At 62.7% G+C, this 19,182-nt stretch carries 19 protein-coding genes; 14 read left to right on the top strand and 5 right to left on the bottom strand.

Annotated elements, in window-relative coordinates:
- The first annotated feature begins 73 nt into the window (after positions 1-73).
- From rpsP to HNE05_RS15720, 11 genes are all read left to right on the top strand, one after another.
- A complete protein-coding gene (gene rpsP / locus HNE05_RS15770) occupies positions 74-325 on the top strand; it encodes a 30S ribosomal protein S16 (protein ID WP_173209107.1) in 252 nt (83 codons plus the stop codon).
- 5 nt (positions 326-330) lie between these two features.
- On the top strand, positions 331-864 hold the full coding sequence (gene rimM, locus HNE05_RS15765) for a ribosome maturation factor RimM (RefSeq protein ID WP_173209105.1): 534 nt from the start codon (positions 331-333) through the stop codon (positions 862-864).
- Positions 865-893: 29 nt separating this feature from the next.
- Positions 894-1,637 (top strand): tRNA (guanosine(37)-N1)-methyltransferase TrmD, encoded by a 744-nt coding sequence (gene trmD / locus HNE05_RS15760; protein WP_173209102.1) that lies wholly within the window; start codon positions 894-896, stop codon positions 1,635-1,637.
- Positions 1,638-1,677: 40 nt separating this feature from the next.
- Positions 1,678-2,028 carry a 50S ribosomal protein L19 gene (gene rplS / locus HNE05_RS15755; RefSeq protein WP_173209100.1) on the top strand — a complete coding sequence of 117 codons (351 nt, stop codon included), beginning with the start codon at positions 1,678-1,680 and terminating at the stop codon, positions 2,026-2,028.
- A 170-nt stretch (positions 2,029-2,198) separates the two neighbouring features.
- The gene (locus HNE05_RS15750) at positions 2,199-2,639 is read left to right on the top strand and encodes an acyl-CoA thioesterase (protein WP_173209098.1); all 441 of its coding nucleotides are present in this window, start codon (positions 2,199-2,201) and stop codon (positions 2,637-2,639) included.
- 91 nt (positions 2,640-2,730) lie between these two features.
- A complete protein-coding gene (gene xerD, locus HNE05_RS15745; protein ID WP_173209096.1) occupies positions 2,731-3,627 on the top strand; it encodes a site-specific tyrosine recombinase XerD in 897 nt (298 codons plus the stop codon).
- Positions 3,628-3,720: 93 nt separating this feature from the next.
- On the top strand, positions 3,721-4,446 hold the full coding sequence (locus tag HNE05_RS15740) for a DsbC family protein (protein ID WP_173209094.1): 726 nt from the start codon (positions 3,721-3,723) through the stop codon (positions 4,444-4,446).
- A 112-nt stretch (positions 4,447-4,558) separates the two neighbouring features.
- A complete protein-coding gene (locus tag HNE05_RS15735; protein WP_173209092.1) occupies positions 4,559-5,863 on the top strand; it encodes a homoserine dehydrogenase in 1,305 nt (434 codons plus the stop codon).
- A 10-nt stretch (positions 5,864-5,873) separates the two neighbouring features.
- Positions 5,874-7,283, top strand: coding sequence for a threonine synthase (thrC, locus tag HNE05_RS15730; RefSeq protein WP_173209090.1), 1,410 nt, complete (start codon positions 5,874-5,876; stop codon positions 7,281-7,283).
- A 129-nt stretch (positions 7,284-7,412) separates the two neighbouring features.
- Positions 7,413-7,979, top strand: coding sequence for a DJ-1/PfpI family protein (locus HNE05_RS15725; RefSeq protein ID WP_173209089.1), 567 nt, complete (start codon positions 7,413-7,415; stop codon positions 7,977-7,979).
- Between the two features lie 143 nt (positions 7,980-8,122).
- The gene (locus tag HNE05_RS15720) at positions 8,123-8,434 is read left to right on the top strand and encodes a ribbon-helix-helix domain-containing protein (RefSeq protein ID WP_173209088.1); all 312 of its coding nucleotides are present in this window, start codon (positions 8,123-8,125) and stop codon (positions 8,432-8,434) included.
- An 84-nt stretch (positions 8,435-8,518) separates the two neighbouring features.
- Here HNE05_RS15720 and rhlB read toward each other — a convergent pair whose 3' ends face one another.
- The 5 genes from rhlB to HNE05_RS15695 form a co-directional block, all read right to left on the bottom strand.
- Positions 8,519-9,964, bottom strand: a complete 1,446-nt coding sequence (rhlB, locus tag HNE05_RS15715; protein WP_219637202.1) for an ATP-dependent RNA helicase RhlB — start codon at positions 9,962-9,964, stop codon at positions 8,519-8,521.
- A 268-nt stretch (positions 9,965-10,232) separates the two neighbouring features.
- Complete coding sequence (locus HNE05_RS15710; RefSeq protein WP_173209086.1) at positions 10,233-11,393, bottom strand: dipeptidase; 1,161 nt, start codon at positions 11,391-11,393, stop codon at positions 10,233-10,235.
- Positions 11,394-11,655: 262 nt separating this feature from the next.
- Positions 11,656-12,594, bottom strand: coding sequence for a GGDEF domain-containing protein (locus HNE05_RS15705; protein ID WP_173209085.1), 939 nt, complete (start codon positions 12,592-12,594; stop codon positions 11,656-11,658).
- Between the two features lie 200 nt (positions 12,595-12,794).
- The gene (locus tag HNE05_RS15700) at positions 12,795-14,696 is read right to left on the bottom strand and encodes an acyl-CoA synthetase (RefSeq protein WP_173209084.1); all 1,902 of its coding nucleotides are present in this window, start codon (positions 14,694-14,696) and stop codon (positions 12,795-12,797) included.
- A 12-nt stretch (positions 14,697-14,708) separates the two neighbouring features.
- Entirely contained in the window at positions 14,709-15,368 is a 660-nt protein-coding gene (locus tag HNE05_RS15695) for an alpha/beta hydrolase (RefSeq protein ID WP_173209082.1), read from the bottom strand.
- 389 nt (positions 15,369-15,757) lie between these two features.
- On the opposite strand from HNE05_RS15695, the gene HNE05_RS15690 reads away from it, so the two are divergent.
- From HNE05_RS15690 to HNE05_RS15680, 3 genes are all read left to right on the top strand, one after another.
- Positions 15,758-16,786, top strand: a complete 1,029-nt coding sequence (locus HNE05_RS15690) for an amino acid ABC transporter substrate-binding protein (RefSeq protein WP_173209080.1) — start codon at positions 15,758-15,760, stop codon at positions 16,784-16,786.
- A 98-nt stretch (positions 16,787-16,884) separates the two neighbouring features.
- Complete coding sequence (locus HNE05_RS15685; RefSeq protein WP_173209078.1) at positions 16,885-18,069, top strand: amino acid ABC transporter permease; 1,185 nt, start codon at positions 16,885-16,887, stop codon at positions 18,067-18,069.
- Between the two features lie 9 nt (positions 18,070-18,078).
- A complete protein-coding gene (locus HNE05_RS15680) occupies positions 18,079-19,176 on the top strand; it encodes an amino acid ABC transporter permease (RefSeq protein ID WP_173209076.1) in 1,098 nt (365 codons plus the stop codon).
- The last annotated feature ends 6 nt before the right edge of the window (positions 19,177-19,182 follow it).

Genomic DNA, 19,182 nt, shown 5'->3' with positions numbered 1-19,182 from the left:
GCGGCCTTTCGGGCCTAGGCCCTCAAAGTGTGCCTTTTGTTTTGCAAGCACCGACTACAGGAACGATGTTCACATGGTAACCATCCGTCTTGCCCGTGGCGGCTCCAAGAAGCGCCCCTTCTACCACCTGACCGTGACCAACAGCCGCAATGCGCGCGATGGTCGTTTCGTTGAGCGCGTGGGTTTCTTCAACCCGATCGCCAACGGTGGTGAAGTGAAGCTTTCTGTTAATCAGGAGCGCGTCACTTACTGGCTGAGCCAAGGCGCCCAGCCGTCTGAGCGTGTTGCTCAGCTGCTCAAGGACGCTGCCAAGGCCGCTGCCTGAGTACTATGACCACGACGCCGACCGCTGAGGACCTGATCGTCCTCGGCAAGATCACTTCGGTGCACGGCGTGCGTGGCGAGGTGAAGATTTATTCCTTCACCGATCCGATCGACAACCTGCTCGATTACCCGCATTGGACGCTCAAGCGCGATGCAGAGGTCAAGCAGGTCGAGATGCTCAGTGGACGCTTGCAAGGCAAGATCCTGGTGGCAAAGCTCAAGGGCCTCGATGACCGCGAAGTGGCACGTACCTTCGCGGGTTTCGACATTTGTGTGCCCCGTGCGTTGCTGCCGGATCTGGCTGAAGACGAGTTCTACTGGTACCAGCTCGAAGGTCTCAAGGTTATCGATCAGCTCGGGCAACTGCTCGGCAAGATCGACCACCTGCTGGAGACCGGTGCCAACGATGTGATGGTGGTCAAGCCCTGCGCTGACAGCCTGGATGACCGCGAACGCCTGCTGCCGTATACCGCGCAGTGTGTGCTCAAGGTCGATCTGGCCGCTGGCGAAATGCAGGTCGACTGGGATGCTGATTTCTGAGCTGACAGGCTCTTGTGCGAGCGAGTGCCATGCGCGTTGAAGTCATCAGCATCTTCCCGGAGATGTTTGCCGCCATCAGTCAGTACGGCATTACCAGTCGTGCGGTGAAGCAGGGGCTGTTGCAGTTGAACTGCCACTACCTGCGCGATTTCACCGATGACCGGCACCAGACCGTGGATGATCGCCCCTTCGGTGGCGGCCCCGGCATGGTGATGAAGATCAAGCCTCTGGAAGGCGCCCTGGCTGCGGCCAAGGCATCTGCCGGAGCGCAGGCGAAGGTGATCTACCTGTCGCCGCAAGGCCGCCAGCTTAATCAGCCGGCAGTGCGTGAGCTGGCTGGCGAGGAGGCGTTGATCCTCATCGCCGGTCGCTACGAAGGTATCGACGAGCGCTTCATCGAAGAACATGTCGATGAAGAGTGGTCGATCGGTGACTACGTTCTCTCCGGCGGTGAACTGCCGGCGATGGTCCTGATCGATGCAGTGACACGCTTGTTGCCCGGTGCATTGGGCCATGCAGATTCGGCCGAGGAGGATTCGTTTAGCGACGGCCTGCTCGACTGCCCGCACTACACCCGCCCGGAGATGTATGCGGGTAAATGTGTTCCCGATGTGTTGCTTAGTGGCAACCACGAACACATCCGGCGCTGGCGTTTACAGCAGTCCCTTGGTCGGACTTGGGAACGCCGCGCTGATCTTCTGGATAGCCGCTCGCTTTCTGGAGAAGAAAAAAAGCTGCTGGAGGAATACATCCGCCAGCGGAACGATAGTTAACGTATCGATGACAAACCGTGGTTTGTCTTAGGAGCACAGCATGACCAACAAAATCATTCAGCAGATCGAAGCTGAGCAGATGACCAAAGAGATCCCGACCTTTGCCCCGGGCGACACCGTTGTCGTTCAGGTAAAAGTGAAGGAAGGCGACCGTTCCCGTCTGCAGGCTTTCGAAGGCGTGGTTATCGCCAAGCGCAACCGTGGTCTGAACAGTGCTTTCACTGTTCGCAAGATCTCCAACGGCGTAGGCGTTGAGCGTACCTTCCAGACCTACAGCCCGCTGGTTGACAGCCTGGCCGTCAAGCGTCGCGGTGACGTGCGCAAAGCCAAGCTGTACTACCTCCGCGACCTGTCCGGCAAGGCAGCACGCATCAAGGAAAAACTGTCCTGATCGGACGTTTTCCTTGCAGGAAAAAAGCAGCCCTAGGGCTGCTTTTTTCGTTTCTGGGGCCTGCCGACCGGCAGGTTCTGCAGTCGCTATCTGTCCAGCGGGCAGCGTGATAAGCAGCACAACACCGCGCAGCACAGCGGCAGCCACATCTTTCAGAGAGCAGTAGTGGCATGACCCCGAGAGAGCAAGAGATTCTGCGGCGCACCGAGTTGTCGGAAAGCCGCGTGACCAAGGCGGTGTTCCCGCCGACCACCAACCACCACAACACCTTGTTCGGTGGTACCGCCCTGGCCTGGATGGACGAGGTCTCCTTCATCGCCGCGACGCGCTTCTGCCGCCTGCCCCTGGTGACGGTGTCGAGTGATCGCATCGACTTCAAGCATGCGATACCGGCCGGCTCCATCGTCGAGCTGGTTGGCCGGGTGATCAAAGTCGGCACTACCAGCCTCAAGGTCGAGGTGAACATCTATGTCGAGAGCATGTACCACGACGGGCGCGAGAAGGCGGTCAGTGGTGTGTTCAGCTTTGTCGCCGTGGGCGAGGACAACAAGCCGATTCCGGTGCTGCCGGGGTTTGTCGCCGATGCTGCGGCGCAAACCTTAAACGGCTGAGGCCGAGGCTGGGTTCAGCCGTTCTGGTTGCTGGCCGTCACGGCGCTAGCTGTGGAAGACTAGCGACTCTGTTTCTGGTGTAACCCTGCCCATGCCCGTTCTCGATCACCCTCTGCTGGATCGCTTTCTCGATGCCTTGTGGCTGGAGAAAGGCCTGTCGGTGCATACCCGCGATGCCTACCGCAGTGACCTCGGCCTGTTCCATGCCTGGCTGCAGGAGCGTGGCCTGGAGTTGCCGGGAGCGGGGCGCGACATCATCCTCGATCATCTCGCCTGGCGCCTGGCCGAGGGCTACAAGGCGCGCTCCACCGCGCGTTTTCTTTCCGGTGTGCGCGGCTTCTACCGCTACCTGCTGCGCGAGGGCTTGATCAGCGAGGATCCGACCTTGCAGATCGATCTGCCACAGCTTGGGCGGCCGCTGCCAAAATCCCTGTCCGAAGCGGATGTCGAGGCGCTCCTGGCGGCGCCGGAGCTGGACGATCCGCTCGGTCTGCGTGATCGCGCCATGCTCGAAGTCCTGTATGCCTGCGGTCTGCGGGTGACTGAACTGATCTCGCTGACCCTGGAGCAGGTCAATCTGCGTCAGGGTGTACTGCGCGTCTTCGGCAAGGGCAGCAAGGAGCGCTTGGTGCCCATGGGCGAAGAGGCGATCGCCTGGATCGAGCGCTATGTGCGTGAGGCGCGGCCCTTCCTGTTGGGTGGCAAGCCGAGCGATGTGCTGTTTCCCAGCCTGCGTGGCGAGCAGATGACCCGGCAGACCTTCTGGCACCGCATCAAGCACCAGGCTCGGGTGGCCGGGATCGCCAAGTCGCTGTCGCCACATACCCTGCGCCATGCCTTCGCCACCCATCTGCTCAACCACGGCGCCGACCTGCGCGTGGTGCAGATGCTGCTGGGACACAGCGACCTGTCGACCACGCAGATCTACACCCATATCGCCAAGGCGCGTCTGCAGGAACTGCACGCTCGGCACCATCCGCGCGGCTGACTCTTTATCGCCTCACAGCGTCCGCCCAGCGTCTGTGATCGGCGCTGCAGGGCTTCTGTGGTAGGCTGGCCGCTCTGTTGACAGGAGTAACCCATGCCCGTTTTCCGCCTTATTGCCGGCACCGCGCTCGGCCTTGTTGCTGCCATTGCCCAAGCGGCCGATCCTGACCAAGCCATCCGCGCCACGCTCAGCAAGCTGCAACCGGATCTGCCGATCGAGGCCATTGCCGAGAGCCCGATGACCGGCCTGTTTCAGGTGCAGCTCAAGGGTGGCCGCCTGCTCTATGCCAGCGGCGATGGCCAGTTCCTCCTGCAGGGCAATCTCTATCAGTTCAAGGACGGCAATGCGGTCAACCTGACCGAGAAAGCGGAAAGCAAAGGCATCGCCAAGCTGATCAACGAAGTTCCGTTGAGCGAAATGGTGGTGTTCGCACCGAAGCAGCCGAAGACCCATATCACCGTGTTTACCGATACCGATTGCGGCTACTGCCAGAAGCTGCACAGCGAAGTGCCGGAGCTCAATCGCCTGGGGGTCGAGGTGCGCTACCTCGCGTTCCCGCGCCAGGGTCAGGGCTCTCATGGCTACAACGGCCTGGCCAGCGTCTGGTGCGCCAAGGATCGCCAGGATGCGATGAACAAGGCCAAGGCTCGCCAGGAGCTGCCGCCGGGCACCTGTGAGAATCCAGTCATGAAACAGTACGCGCTGGGCCAGTCCATTGGCGTGAATGGCACGCCGGCCATCGTTCTGGCCAACGGCCAGCTGATTCCGGGCTATCAACCGGCGCCGCAGCTGGCGAAAATTGCCCTGGAGGCCAAGTAATCCGGGGTCGCTGGTAGATTGACTAATAGGGAGCCGCTTCGTAATGTGCGGCTCTTTTATGCGGCCGGGGCTTGCTCCGGCCGTTTTACGCAGTGCAGATGGGGAAATCAGAGTGAAACCGGTCAAAGTAGGCATCTGTGGGCTGGGTACCGTCGGTGGCGGCACCTTCAATGTGCTTAAACGCAACGCCGAGGAGATTGCCCGCCGTGCCGGGCGCGGAATCGAAGTCGCGCAGATTGCTGCACGTCGCCCCAACCCGAAATGCGCAACCGGCAACACCCCCATCACTGCCGATATTTTCGACGTGGCCAACAACCCCGAGATCGATGTGGTCATCGAGCTGATCGGTGGCTACACCCTGGCCCATGAGCTGGTGCTCAAGGCCATCGAGAACGGCAAGCACGTGGTCACCGCGAACAAGGCGCTGATCGCCGTGCACGGCAACGAGATCTTCGCCAAGGCCCGCGAGAAGGGCGTCATCGTCGCCTTCGAAGCGGCCGTGGCCGGCGGTATCCCGGTGATCAAGGCGATCCGCGAAGGCCTGGCTGCCAACCGCATCAACTGGCTGGCCGGCATCATCAACGGCACCGGCAACTTCATCCTCACCGAGATGCGCGAGAAAGGTCGTGCCTTCGCCGACGTGCTCAAGGAAGCTCAGGCTTTGGGTTACGCCGAGGCCGACCCGACCTTCGACGTCGAAGGCATCGATGCCGCACACAAGCTGACCATCCTCGCTTCCATCGCCTTCGGCATCCCGCTGCAGTTCGACAAGGCCTACACCGAGGGCATCAGCCAGCTGACCAGTGCTGACGTGAACTATGCCGAAGCCCTCGGCTACCGCATCAAGCACCTCGGCGTGGCGCGTCGTACCGAGGCCGGCATCGAGCTGCGCGTGCACCCGACGCTGATCCCGGCCGACCGCCTGATCGCCAACGTCAACGGCGTGATGAACGCGGTGATGGTCAATGGCGATGCCGCCGGCAGCACCCTGTTCTACGGCGCCGGTGCCGGCATGGAGCCGACCGCTTCGTCGGTGGTCGCTGACCTGGTCGACGTGGTGCGTGCGCTGACCACCGACCCGACCAACCGCGTGCCGCACCTGGCCTTCCAGCCGGACTCGCTGTCCGACCACCCGATCCTGCCGATCGAGCAGTGCGAGAGCGCCTACTACCTGCGCATCCAGGCCAAGGATCATCCGGGCGTGCTGGCCCAGGTGGCGAGCATCCTGTCCGAGCGCGGCATCAACATCGAATCGATCATGCAGAAAGAAGCCGAAGAGCACGACGGCCTGGTACCGATGATTCTGGTCACCCACCGGGTGGTCGAGTCCCGCGTCAACGACGCCATCGCCGCGCTGGAAGCGCTGAGCGACGTGGTCGGTCGCGTGGTGCGTATCCGCGTCGAACAACTGGGCTGAGGGAAAGAACATGCGTTATATCAGTACCCGCGGCCAGGCCCCGGTTCTCAACTTCGAAGACGTGCTGCTGGCTGGCCTGGCCAGTGACGGTGGCCTCTACGTGCCGGAAAGCCTGCCGCGCTTCACCCAGGAAGAAATCGCCTCCTGGGCTGGCCTGCCGTACCACGAGCTGGCCTTCCGCGTGATGCGCCCGTTCGTCACCGGCAGCATTCCGGATGCCGACTTCAAGAAGATCCTCGAGGACACCTACGGCGTGTTCGCCCACAACGCCGTGGCGCCGCTGCGCCAGCTGAACGGCAACGAGTGGGTGCTGGAGCTGTTCCACGGGCCGACCCTGGCGTTCAAGGACTTCGCCCTGCAGTTGCTTGGCCGTCTGCTTGACTACGTGCTGGCCAAGCGCAACGAGCGCGTAGTGATCATGGGCGCCACTTCCGGCGACACCGGCTCGGCGGCGATCGAAGGCTGCAAGGCCTGCGACAACGTCGACATCTTCATCATGCACCCGCACAACCGCGTGTCCGAGGTGCAGCGCCGGCAGATGACCACCATCTTCGGCGACAACATCCACAACATCGCCATCGAAGGCAACTTCGACGACTGCCAGGAGATGGTCAAGGCCAGCTTCGCCGACCAGGGTTTCCTCAAGGGCACCCGTCTGGTGGCAGTCAACTCGATCAACTGGGCGCGGATCATGGCCCAGATCGTCTACTACTTCCACGCGGCCCTGCAGCTCGGCGGCCCGGCGCGCTCCATCGCGTTCTCGGTGCCGACCGGCAACTTCGGCGACATCTTCGCCGGCTACCTGGCGCGCAACATGGGCCTGCCGATCAGCCAGCTGATCGTCGCGACCAACCGCAACGACATCCTGCACCGCTTCATGAGCGGCAATCAGTATGTGAAGGGCGATCTGCACCCGACCCTGTCGCCGTCGATGGACATCATGGTCTCGTCCAACTTCGAGCGCCTGCTGTTCGACCTGCACGGGCGCAACGGCGCTGCCATCGCCGGGCTGATGGACAGCTTCAAGCAGGGCGGCGGTTTCAGTGTCGAAGAAGACCGCTGGACCGAAGCGCGCAAGCTGTTCGACTCGCTGGCGGTGAATGACGAAGAGACCTGCGAGACCATCGCTCAGGTGTATGCCGAATGTGGCGAGCTGCTCGACCCGCACACCGCCATCGGCGTACGTGCCGCGCGCGAATGCCGCCGCAGCATGGCCATTCCCATGGTCACCCTGGGCACCGCACACCCGGTCAAGTTTCCGGAAGCGGTGGAGAAGGCCGGAGTCGGCCAGGCTCCGGCCCTGCCGCCACATCTGGCTGACCTGTTCCAACGCGACGAGCGTTGCACTGTGCTGGCCAACGACCTGAAGACCGTGCAGCAGTTCGTTGCTGCCCACGGCAACCGCGGCAAGCCGCTGTAAGGCAAATGCTGCAAGGAGAACCCCGCCGCGTGCGGGGTTTTTTCTGTCTGTAGTAGCCGGTTGTTACCCGCGATCGCTGGCTCGGGAACAGACTGCAAGGGTCAACTCAACCGGAGCGGAGGCCCTGCCATGACAGCCAAGAACATCCTGATGCTGGTCGGCGATTACGTCGAAGACTACGAAACCATGGTGCCGTTCCAGGCCCTGCAGATGGTCGGCCATAGCGTGCATGCGGTGTGCCCTGGCAAGCAGGCCGGCGACAGCGTGCGTACCGCCATCCATGACTTCGAGGGCGACCAGACCTACAGCGAGAAACCGGGGCATAACTTTGCCCTCAATTTCAGCTTCGACCAGGTGCGCGCCGAGGATTACCATGCCCTGGTGATTCCCGGTGGCCGCGCGCCCGAGTACCTGCGCCTGAATCCGCAGGTGATCGCGTTGGTGCAGGCTTTCAACGCCGCCAACAAGCCGATTGCCGCCGTATGTCATGGCGCCCAGCTGCTGGCTGCCGCCGATGTGCTCAAGGGGCGGGGTTGCAGCGCTTACCCGGCCTGCGCGCCGGAAGTGCGTCTGGCGGGCGGCGAGTATGTGGAAGTGCCAATGGACGGCGTGCACGTCGATGGCAATCTGGTCACCGCGCCCGCCTGGCCCGCCCATCCGGCCTGGCTGGCGGCGCTTCTGAAGGTGCTGGGTTAAACCTCGTTGTGAGAGTCTAGCGAGCTAGAGTCAGGCAAGGCGAAGTGGGGCGAGGGTGCGGAGTTTACGATTGTAAATGAGCAGCCCGAGCCCCACTTCAACGCAGTCTGGCCGACGCGCAGCAGATTCGGGAGAGATGCAAGATGTGCGAACTCTACGTGAAAGCCGACCCGATCCTCTACGAGTCGCGCTCGCGCTCCCTGCGTATTCGCGGGGTGGTGACCACCCTGCGTCTGGAAAACCAGTTCTGGGAGCTGCTGCGCGAAATCGCCGAGGTCGATGGCATGACCACCAATCAGTTGATCAGCAAGCTGTACGACGAGGTCATGGACTACCGCGGTGAGGTGGTCAATTTCGCCTCGTTCCTGCGCGTCAGTTGCACCCGCTACCTGGCGCAGAAGCCGCAGGGCGTGGTGGCTCCGGTGCTGAATCTGGTGGGCAAAGGTTCGCTCTAGACTGATCGCCTGCCTCGCGTCACAGAACTAAAACCCCACACAGCAAAAGGCCGGCAATTTGCCGGCCTTTTGCGTGCTGCGCGATCAGTGCTTGCGGGGCACCGGCTTGAGCAGCTCGTCCGGCGGCATCTCGCAGTTGATCTTGCGCCCGATCAGCGCCTCGATCGGTGGCAGGGCGTAGGCATCGTCCTCGCCGGCGAAGCTGATCGACTTGCCGCTGGTGCCGGCACGGCCCGTACGGCCGATGCGGTGCACGTAGTCGTCGGGGGTTTCCGGCAGGGTGAAGTTGATCACGTGGCTGATGCCTTCGACGTGGATGCCGCGACCGGCCACGTCGGTGGCGACCAGCACGCGGATCTTGCCCTCGCGGAAGCCTTCGAGCACCTTGATCCGCTTGACCTGCGGCACGTCGCCGGACATCTGTGCGGCACTGATGCCGTCGCGGGTGAGTTTTTCCTCGATGCGACGCACTTCGTCCTTGCGGTTGGCGAAGACCATCACGCGGGTCCAGTCGTTCTGCGCGATCAGGTTGTACAGCAGCTTGTACTTGTCGCTGCCGGCTACCGCGTAGACGTGTTGCTCGACGGTGTCGCTGGCGACCTGCTCCGGCTCGATCTCGACAATGGCCGGGTCGACCGTCCACTGGCGCGCCAGGTTCATCACGTCTTCGGTGAAGGTGGCGGAGAACAGCAGGGTCTGGCGTTCGCCCTTCATCGGGGTCTGGCGGATGATCTGGCGTACCTGAGGGATGAAGCCCATGTCGAGCATGCGGTCGGCTTCGTCGAGAACCATCACCTCAACCATGTCCAGGTGCACTTCGCCGCGCTGGTTGAAGTCCAGCAGGCGGCCGGGGGTGGCTACGAGGATGTCGCAGAAGCGCGACTCCAGCTGCTTGAGCTGTTTGTCGAAGTCCATGCCACCGACGAACTGCATGACGTTGAGGCCGGTGTACTTGGTCAGGTCGGCGGCGTCCTTGGCGATCTGTACCACCAGCTCGCGGGTCGGCGCGATGATCAGCGCACGCGGCTCACCCATGTAGCGGTCTTTCGGCGGTGGCGTCTGCAGCAACTGGGTAATGGTCGAGACCAGGAAAGCGGCGGTCTTGCCAGTACCGGTCTGCGCACGGCCGATAGCATCCCTGCCCTTGAGGGTGTGACCGAGGACCTGGGCCTGGATCGGGGTGCAGTAGGGGAAGCCGAGGTCGTGGATTGCGTGCATCAGCTCGGGAGAGAGCCTGAAGTCGTGGAAGCGTGTCTTGCCTTCCTGCGGCTCGACCACGAAGTCTTCCAGCTTCCAGGTGTCCACCGGTTTGGCCGGGCGCTCGCGGCGCGGCTTGTCGGCGCGCGCTTTCTTAGGCGCTGCTTCGGCGGCGCTGGTGGCCTGCTCGGTACTGGCGGCGTGGTGTTTAGGCTGGTGCGGGCGATTTTCGCCAGGGGCGGCGACGGATGAAGCAGATGAGCTGGGAGAGGTGCTGCGCACGGGCTGCTCGGCTTCGCCCTTGCTGAAAATTTTCTTGAGTGCTTTGAGCACGGCCATCTCGTATTGGTTAAGGAATGAACGGTTGCCAGTGTAAAGCAAGAAGTCCCCGTGGCGAAGTGCCGCGGGACTTCTCAGAACCTGCTTACGATCTCCTGACTCGCGGCCATACGGCGTTAAAAACGGCCTCGGAATGCTCATTTACAGCTCGTAAACTGCGCTTCCTCGGCGTTTTGACCAGCCGGAGGCTGTTACTAACGTAGCGCCTTGCCTGGCTCTAATTCAGAAGATCGTAAACAGCTTCTCGTGGAGAAGTGCAGGGTTAATCCGGCAGGGTGCTGAGCAGCAGACGCTGCACGTTGCCGCCCATGACCTTGGCGATGTCGGTCTGGCTGAAACCGGCGCGTTGCAGGCCTTCGGTGATCTGCGCCAGGCCGGTGGTATCGAACGGCGTGTGCACCGTGCCGTTGAAGTCGGAGCCCAGGGCCACATGCTCGACGCCGACCTTATCGGCGCTGTAGCGAATGGCGCGGACGATGGCGCCGACCGAGGTTTCACAGACGGCGGCATCCCAGTAGCCGATACCGATCAGCCCGCCGGTGGCGGCGATGCGCTGCAGGTGTTGGTCGCTCAGGTTGCGTGGGCCGGGGCAGGTGCCCGCGACCCCGGTGTGGGACACCAGCACGGGGCGGGTGGCGATCTTCAGCACGTCGTCGATCAGCGCCTTGGACGCGTGGGCCAGATCGACCAGCATGCGTTTTTCCTCCAGGCGGGCGATGACCTGCCGGCCAAGCGGGGTCAGGCCGCCTTTCTCCAGGCCGTGGGCCGAGCCGCCGACTTCGTTGTCGAAGAAGTGAGTCAGGCCTGCGATGCGAAAGCCGGCGTCGTACAGGCGATCGATATTTTCCAGCTTGCCTTCGATGGGCTGCAGTCCCTCGGTGGCGAGGATCGCGGCCAGGTGCTGCGGGTCCTGCTGCCAGGTCTTGAGGAAGGCCTGCAGGTCGCCACGGCTGCGGATCAATACCAGGCGCCCCTGGCTGTCGGTGGCCGCCTGTTGCAGTTTCTGTCCCTGGTACAGCGCCCGTTCCAGCAGGCTGTTCCAGGTTGCCCGCGGCCAGCGCTGGGCCATGGCCAGCAGGGTGATGTTGTCGCTGTCGCTGCCGTTGCTTTGGTAGTTGAGGCCGCGTGGGGTCTTGGTCACGGTGGAGAACACCTGCAGGCCGACACGTCCTTCGAGCAGACGCGGCAGGTCGGAGTGACCATAAGTGTGGCGTTCGAGCAGATCGCGCTGCCAGAGCAGGGCGTCATCGTGCAGGTCGGCGACGAACAGGGTCTGGTGCAGTTTGCTGGCCGACTCGCTGGCCGGGTAGGGCGCTGGTGTGGCGACACTGTTCATTTTGCGATCGAGCAGGCTGGGCAGGCCGAAGAACACGCCAGCACCAATCATGGCAACAGCGAGCAGGGCGAAGGGGAGCTTGCGCATAGTAGAGAGCCATCCGGGCGTTATTGTTCTGCGCTGAACTCTATCAGAGCTTGCTGGCGATACGCAGACAGCGTCCCGCTGATCGCCAGCAAGCTGGCTCCTACAAAAGCTTGGCGTGGGTTAAAAGCGCGAATGGCAGCGAGCGAGCCGGGTCGAGGCAAGAAGCCTGGAGCGCAGACGCCGCAGTGAACATTTGTTCATGAGGACGGCGAGCACCACGCGCCGCCGCATCGGCCTGGCGCAGCCGTTGCCAGCGCGCTTTTTAGCCGCAGAGGCAGTTGCGGCCCTGCTGCTTGGCCTGATACAGCGCGCTGTCGGCACGTGAGATCAGGCTTTCCAGGCTGTCCTGCGGCTTCATCGGCGCCATGCCGATGGATACGGTGACGCCTGGCAGAATGCCGACCGGCGAATAGAACGAGGACACCTGCTCAAGGCTCTGGCGCAGGCGCTCGCCGATGCTGCGGGCTTCCTCCACGTCGATTTCCGGCAGCAGGATGACGAACTCTTCGCCGCCGTAACGCGCCAGGCTGTCCTTCGGCCGCAACTGGTTGCGCAGGGTGTGGGCCACCAGGCACAGGGCGTAATCGCCGGCGAGGTGGCCATGCTGGTCGTTGTAGGCCTTGAAGTGGTCGACATCCAGCATGAGCATGCACAGCGCCTGGCCATTGAAGGCGCAACGGGTGCTTTCGCGGGTGTACACATGCTCCAGCCAGCGCCGGTTGAAGCAGCCGGTGAGGGTGTCGAGGTTGGCGTTCTGTTCGCTGTCGAGAATGATCCGGTTGCCCTGGCGCACCCTGTCGCAGAGCAATTCCAGCAAGTTCTGCATCAGTTGCGGCGACTGCTTGAACAGGTTGACCAGGGATTCGTGATGCAGGCGCAGCACCAGGGACGCGCTGGTGGCGACGACATAAGCGGAAGGATGGTCGTTGTCGATGAAGCTGATTTCGCCGGCGCACTCGCCGGGCTGCAGGGTGCTCACCGGTTGATTGTCGAGCGAGCCGAGGAAGACCTTGAGTTCGCCTTCGAGCAACAGATAGAGGTACTGGTTGCGGTTGAACGGCGAGAGCAGCACTTCGCCTGCTTCCAATTCGCAGGCGCGAAACTCCCTGAGCAGCTGGTCGAGGCTGCTGGAGGCGACATTCTGGAACAGTCGCACATGTTGCAGTTGCAGCGCGTCGGGCTGCCAGCGGGCGTTTTTCATGGCCTGCTGTCAGTGTCCCAGCGCTGCTGTCAGGCGGCTGTGCATCGCAAACGCTTCCTATCGTTAACACGAACACCAGCGCCGACCTTATGACTGGTCAGTTCTAGAAACAATCCCGCTGGTCAGCATTGGCGACCAGCGGTTGCGTGGCGAAGTGAACGATAGAACGGCCACCCATACTTGTGCAGCGGGCGCCTGGGTCAGGCGTCGTGGTGCAGGCGATGACGCACGGCGAAACCCGCCAATCGCTCTGCAATGGTCTGCTGCAATGCTTCATCGAGCTGCGGACTATGGATGTGGGCGACCTGGCCGAGTTGGTCGTCACTTAGTACTTCGACGCGAATCTTGTCGTCCAGATCGGCCAGTACGCTCTCGTAGACCCGACGAATGGCATCGAAGCGCAGGGCCGGTTTGAAGGTCTTGCCGACCGGGGTGACCGGGATGGCCTCGATGATCCACACGTCCTTGGGTACTGCCGCACGTTCCGGGATATGCGCGGCGGCGTGGCTGAGCAGGTCCGCTTCGCTGACGCTCTGCCCGGGCTTGAGCTGCACATACACCACCGGTAGCTCGCCGGCTTTCAGGTCCGGCTTACCGACCGCCGCCGCCAGGGCCACCGCTGGGTGTTTGTGCAGCGCTTCCTCGATCATCTGCGGGTCGATGTTGTGGCCGCCACGAATGATCAGGTCCTTGCTGCGCCCGGTCAGCCAGACGTAGCCGTCGGCGTCCAGGCGGCCGAGGTCGCCGGTGTTGAACCAGTCGCCGTCGACCCAGATGCCTTCATTCTTGCTCGTCTGCAGATAGCCCTTGAACACCGTGGCGCCGCGGATGCACAGGTTGCCGATCTCGTTCTGCGCGGCGTCGCGCAGGTAGTTGCCCTGCTCGTCGAGGACCTTGATCGCCACCTCGCAGTAGGGCATGCGCAGGCCGATGGAGCCAGGCCGGCGCTCGCCGCCGATGGGGTTGGCGCAGCTGCCGCAGGTGCCTTCGGTGAGGCCATAGCCTTCGAGCAGGGTCAGGCCGGTCTTGGCTTCGAACTGGCGGATCAGCTCCATCGGCATCGGTGCCGCACCGCACAGGGCGTAACGCAGGCTGGACAGGTCACGGCCCTCGCTGGGCACTTGCAGCAGGCCGGCATAGATGGTCGGCACGCCGCTGAAGAAGCTGACCTTGTAGCGCTCGATGATGCTCCAGAAGTCGGCCATCAGCGCCGTGTTGCGATAGCCCTGGGGCGTGGCCAGCAGCACTTCGGCGCCGCTGTAGAAGGCGGTCAGGCCGGTAACGATCACGCCGTTGACGTGGAACAGCGGCAGGCCGCAGAGGGCTACGTCACCGGGGCCGAAGCGGGTGACGAAGGACATGCTGCAGGCCATCGCCACTTCGTTGCGGTGGCTGTGCGGGGCCAGTTTGGGCGTGCCGGTGGTGCCACCGGTGTGGAAGTAGCTGGCGATGTCGTCGGCCTGGAACTGCCGGCCGCTTTCCAGGTGGTCGGCCGGGCAGGTGGCGATCAGCTCATCGAAGTCCAGCACGCCTTGCGGCAGGCCGCCGCGTTGCGCTTTGACGGCACTGCGCTGCGGCTCGGGCAGCAGGTTGGCCATGTCCACGCAGATCACCTCCTTGAGGTTGGGCAGCTGGCCGCGCAGGGCCTCGACCTTGGCCCACAGGTCGGTGCCGGGGAAGGGCGCCAGGGTCACCAGCAGTTCGGAGTCGGAGGCGTGGATCAGCTCGGCGATATGTTCGGCGTCGAGCAGCGGGTTGATCGCGTTGACGATGCCAGCCGCCTCGCCGCCCCAGATGGTGAAATGGGTCTGCGGCAGGTTGGGCAGCAGGAACGACACCGCCTTGCCCGGACGCAGACCGAGGCGGTGGAAGGCGTTGGCGGTCTGGGTGATCTTGCCCAGCAGCTCGCTGTAGCTCAGTCGATAGGCCTGCTCGTCAGCCGTGCCCTGGAGGATGAAGCTCAGGGCCGGGGCCTGCGGATGGCGCGCAGCACTGCGCTGGATCAGCTCGTAGGTGCTGGCCGGCAGGTCGCGGGCGGCCAGCGGGGTCTGCTCGATCAGTTCGATATCGGCCAGCGAGCGGATGATGGGGGCTGCGGTCATTGTTGTGCCTCTTCAGCGGTTCAGGTGCGCGATCAGCCAGGCGCCGATATCGCGGATTTCCTCATGTATGACTTCGTGGCCCATCGGGTAGGCCTTCCACTCCACCGGCACGCCCAACGCGTCCAGTTGCTCGAAGGCGGTGCGGCCCATGGACGGGATCACCACGTCGTCAACGCTGCCATGCAAACACAGCGCCGGCAGTTGCAGTTTTGTATCTGCCAGCTGCAGGTCTTCGCTAAAGGTGGGGGCGTAGGTGGAGAGCGCCAGTACGCCGCCCAGCGGCCCCTGCCAGCGCAGGTAGGCGGTGTGGAAAACCACGGCGCCGCCCTGGGAGAAGCCGGCGAGGAAGATCCGCTGCGGGTCGATGCCGCTGTCGCGCTGCTGCTCGATCAGATCGATCAGGCTCTGCGCCGAGGCTTCCAGCTGCTCCTTGTTGATTGCGCGGGCCGGGCTCATGGCCAGGATGTCGTACCAGCTGGGCATCAGGTAACCGCCATTGATGGTGACCGCGCGGGTCGGCGCCTGCGGCATGACGAAGCGCGTGCTGTGCAAACTTTGCTGGAGCATCTCGGCCACCGGCAGGAAGTCGTAACGGTCGGCGCCCAGGCCGTGTAACCAGATGACGCACGCGTCGGCCTTGTGTGTGGGTTCCAGGATCAGTGGTTCGCTCATGACGGGCTCCAGTGCTGTGCAATCGCCCCATTGTGGTGCGAGGCGATTTTGCGTGAAAGGCGGATTAATTAAGAAGATGTCGCACGGTGAAAAGTTTTGCTCTTGACCCGTTTTTATCGCGTCTCATTTGCCAGGTTGGTATGCACCTTGCTCTGTGTAGCTGGTCTGGCAAGGCGGCAACCTGTCGTCGAGTCGGGTATTTGCAGTGTCTCAAGTCCGTATTACCTACGGCACTGGGTGAGGAATTCGCCGGTATCGTTATCGGCATCTAGACTCACTCCAGGTTCGCACCCCGGTTGATCCTGCCATGGTGGCGGGATCGAACGTGCCTCACAAGGGTACGGCGGCAGGACCGAGACTCCGACCAATAAGAACATTTGGAGGTTTGAATGAAGATGGTGAAATCCACCCTGGCGGTATTGACCACGGCTGCAGTACTTGGCGTGAGCGGTTTCGCGCAAGCCGGTGCCACCCTGGATGCGGTGCAGAAGAAAGGCTTCGTGCAATGCGGTATCAGCGATGGTTTGCCAGGTTTCTCCTATGCCGATGCCAAGGGTAATTACCTGGGTATCGACGTGGACATCTGCCGGGCCGTAGCGGCTGCTGTATTCGGCGATGCCTCCAAAGTGAAATTCAGCCCGCTGACCGCCAAGGAGCGCTTCACCGCGCTGCAATCCGGCGAAGTCGACATGCTGTCGCGCAACACCACCTGGACCAGCTCGCGTGATGCGGCCATGGGCCTGAACTTTACCGGCGTGACCTACTACGACGGCCAGGGCTTCCTGGTGAACAAGAAGGTCGGCGTTTCCAGCGCCAAGGAACTGGACGGCGCCACCGTGTGCATCCAGGCCGGTACCACCACCGAGCTGAACCTCGCCGACTACTTCCGCGCCAATGGCCTGAAGTACACCCCGATCACCTACGACACCTCCGACGAAAGCGCCAAGTCGCTGGAGTCCGGTCGTTGCGACGTACTGACCTCCGACCAGTCCCAGCTGTATGCCCAGCGCATCAAGCTGGCCGCGCCGGATGACTACGTGGTACTGCCGGAAGTGATCTCCAAGGAGCCGCTCGGCCCATCCGTGCGTCAGGGTGACGAGGAGTGGTTCGACATCGTGCGCTGGAGCCTCTACGCACAGCTGAACGCCGAGGAACTGGGCGTGACTTCGGCCAACGTCGAAGAAATGGCCAAGACCACCAAGAACCCCGACATCGCCCGTCTGCTGGGCGCCGAGGGTGATTTCGGCAAGGATCTGAAACTGCCGAAGGACTGGGCCGTGCAGATCGTCAAGCAGGTCGGCAACTACGGTGAAATCTTCGATCGCAACGTCGGTGCCGGCAGCGAGCTGAAGATCGAACGTGGTCTTAATGCCCTGTGGAACAAAGGTGGCATGCAGTACGCACCGCCGGTGCGCTGACCCCCCTTGGCCATCGCCCCGCTACGGGGCGATGGTGTTCCTGATTTCATGAACTCCGCGCCGCGGTCTATGGGTGCGGAGTTTCAATGAGGGCCGTTATGCAAAATATCGCCAACAATTCGCGCCCGCGCGGTTCGGTCTGGACCGATCCCCAGGTGCGCGCTTGGGCTTTCCAGATTATTGCCGTGATCGCCGTCGTGGCGCTCGGCTGGTACCTGTTCCACAACACCCAGAGCAACCTGGCCCAGCGCGGAATCATCTCCGGCTTCGGCTTTCTCGAACAAAGCGCCGGTTTCGGCATCTCCCAGCATCTGATCGACTACAGCGAAAGCGATACCTACGGGCGCGTATTCGTCATCGGCCTGCTCAACACCTTGCTGGTCTCGGTGATCGGCATCTTCTTCGCCACCCTGCTCGGTTTCATCCTGGGTGTGGCACGGCTGTCGCCGAACTGGTTGATCAGCAAGCTGGCCACTATCTACATCGAGACCTTCCGCAACATCCCGCCGCTGTTGCAGATCTTCTTCTGGTACTTCGCCGTGCTGCTGCCGCTGCCGGGACCAAAGCAGAGCCTGAGCATCGGTGACACCTTCTTCCTCAGCAACCGCGGGCTGAACATGCCGTCGCCGTCGATGGCGGAAGGCTACTGGCCGTTCATCATCGCCCTGGTGCTGGCGGTGGTTGCGGTGATTGTGCTGGCGCGCTGGGCGCGTCAGCGTTTCGAGGCCACCGGCCAGCCGTTCCACACGGTGTACGTGTCGCTGGCCATTCTGCTGCTGGTGCCGGGGCTGAGTGCTCTGGTGTTCGGTGATCCCTTCCACTGGACGGTGCCGCAGCTCACCGGCTTCAATTTCCGTGGCGGCTGGGTGGTGATTCCCGAGCTGATGGCGCTGACCCTGGCGCTGACCATCTACACCGCCGCCTTCATCGCCGAGAACGTACGCTCCGGGATTCAGGCGGTCAGCCATGGGCAGACCGAGGCCGCACGCTCGCTGGGCCTGCAGCCGACCGTGACCCTGCGCAAGGTGATCGTTCCCCAGGCGTTGCGGGTGATCATTCCGCCGCTGACCAGTCAGTACCTCAACCTGGCGAAGAACTCTTCGCTGGCGGCCGGTATCGGTTATCCGGACATGGTCTCGCTGTTCGCCGGCACGGTGCTCAACCAGACGGGGCAGGCCATCGAGGTGGTCGCCATCACCATGAGTGTCTATCTGGCCATCAGCATCAGCATTTCCATGCTGATGAACTGGTACAACAAGCGCATCGCGCTGGTCGAGCGGTAAGGAGCAGCCATGCAGACCCATACGTTCAAACCCGATCTACCGCCGCCCCCGATGAGCGTGGGCGTGCTCGGCTGGTTGCGCAGCAACCTGTTCTCCAACTGGTTCAACACCCTGCTGACCCTACTGGCCGCCTACCTGGTCTGGCTGATCGTTCCGCCGCTCGTGCAGTGGGCCTTCATCGAGGCTGACTGGAATGGCTCCACGCGTTTCGACTGTACCGGCGAGGGCGCCTGCTGGGTGTTCATCAAGGAGCGTTTCAGCCAGTTCATGTACGGTTTCTACCCGGAAGAACTGCGCTGGCGCGTTGACCTGACCCTGTGGCTGGCGGTGATTGGCGCGGCACCGCTGTTCGTGCCGATGATGCCGCGCAAGGCCATCTACGGCCTGGCCTTCCTGCTGGTCTACCCGCTGCTGGCCTTCTGGCTGCTGCACGGCGGCTTCTTCGGTCTCAGCGAAGTGGAAACCAGCCAGTGGGGCGGCCTGCTGCTGACCCTGGTGATCGCTGCCGTCGGGATTACCGGTGCGCTGCCGTTGGGCATCCTGCTGGCCCTCGGGCGGCGTTCGGAGATGCCGGCGATCCGCGTGATCTGCGTGACTTTCATCGAGTTCTGGCGTGGTGTGCCGCTAATCACCGTGCTGTTCATGTCCTCGGTCATGCTGCCGCTGTTCCTCCCCGAAGGCATGCATTTCGACAAGCTGATGCGCGCGCTGATCGGCGTGATCCTGTTCCAGTCGGCCTATATCGCCGAGGTGGTGCGTGGTGGCCTGCAGGCCATTCCCAAGGGCCAGTACGAAGCGGCGGCGGCCATGGGCCTGGGCTACTGGCGGATGATGGGCCTGGTGATCCTGCCGCAAGCCCTGAAGCTGGTGATTCCCGGCATCGTCAACACCTTCATTGCGCTGTTCAAGGACACTAGCCTGGTGATCATCATCGGCCTGTTCGACCTGCTCAACAGCATCAAGCAAGCCACCACCGACCCGGTCTGGCTGGGTATGGCCACCGAAGGCTATGTCTTCGCCGCCCTGGTGTTCTGGATTTTCTGTTTCGGCATGTCCCGCTACTCCATGCATTTGGAGCGAAAGTTGGACACCGGCCACAAGCGTTAGGAGTGA

This window comes from Pseudomonas campi, assembly GCF_013200955.2.
Taxonomy (GTDB): domain Bacteria; phylum Pseudomonadota; class Gammaproteobacteria; order Pseudomonadales; family Pseudomonadaceae; genus Aquipseudomonas; species Aquipseudomonas campi.
The sequence above is the reverse complement of the archived record's forward strand: the minus strand, read 5'-3'. Positions and strand labels throughout refer to the sequence as shown.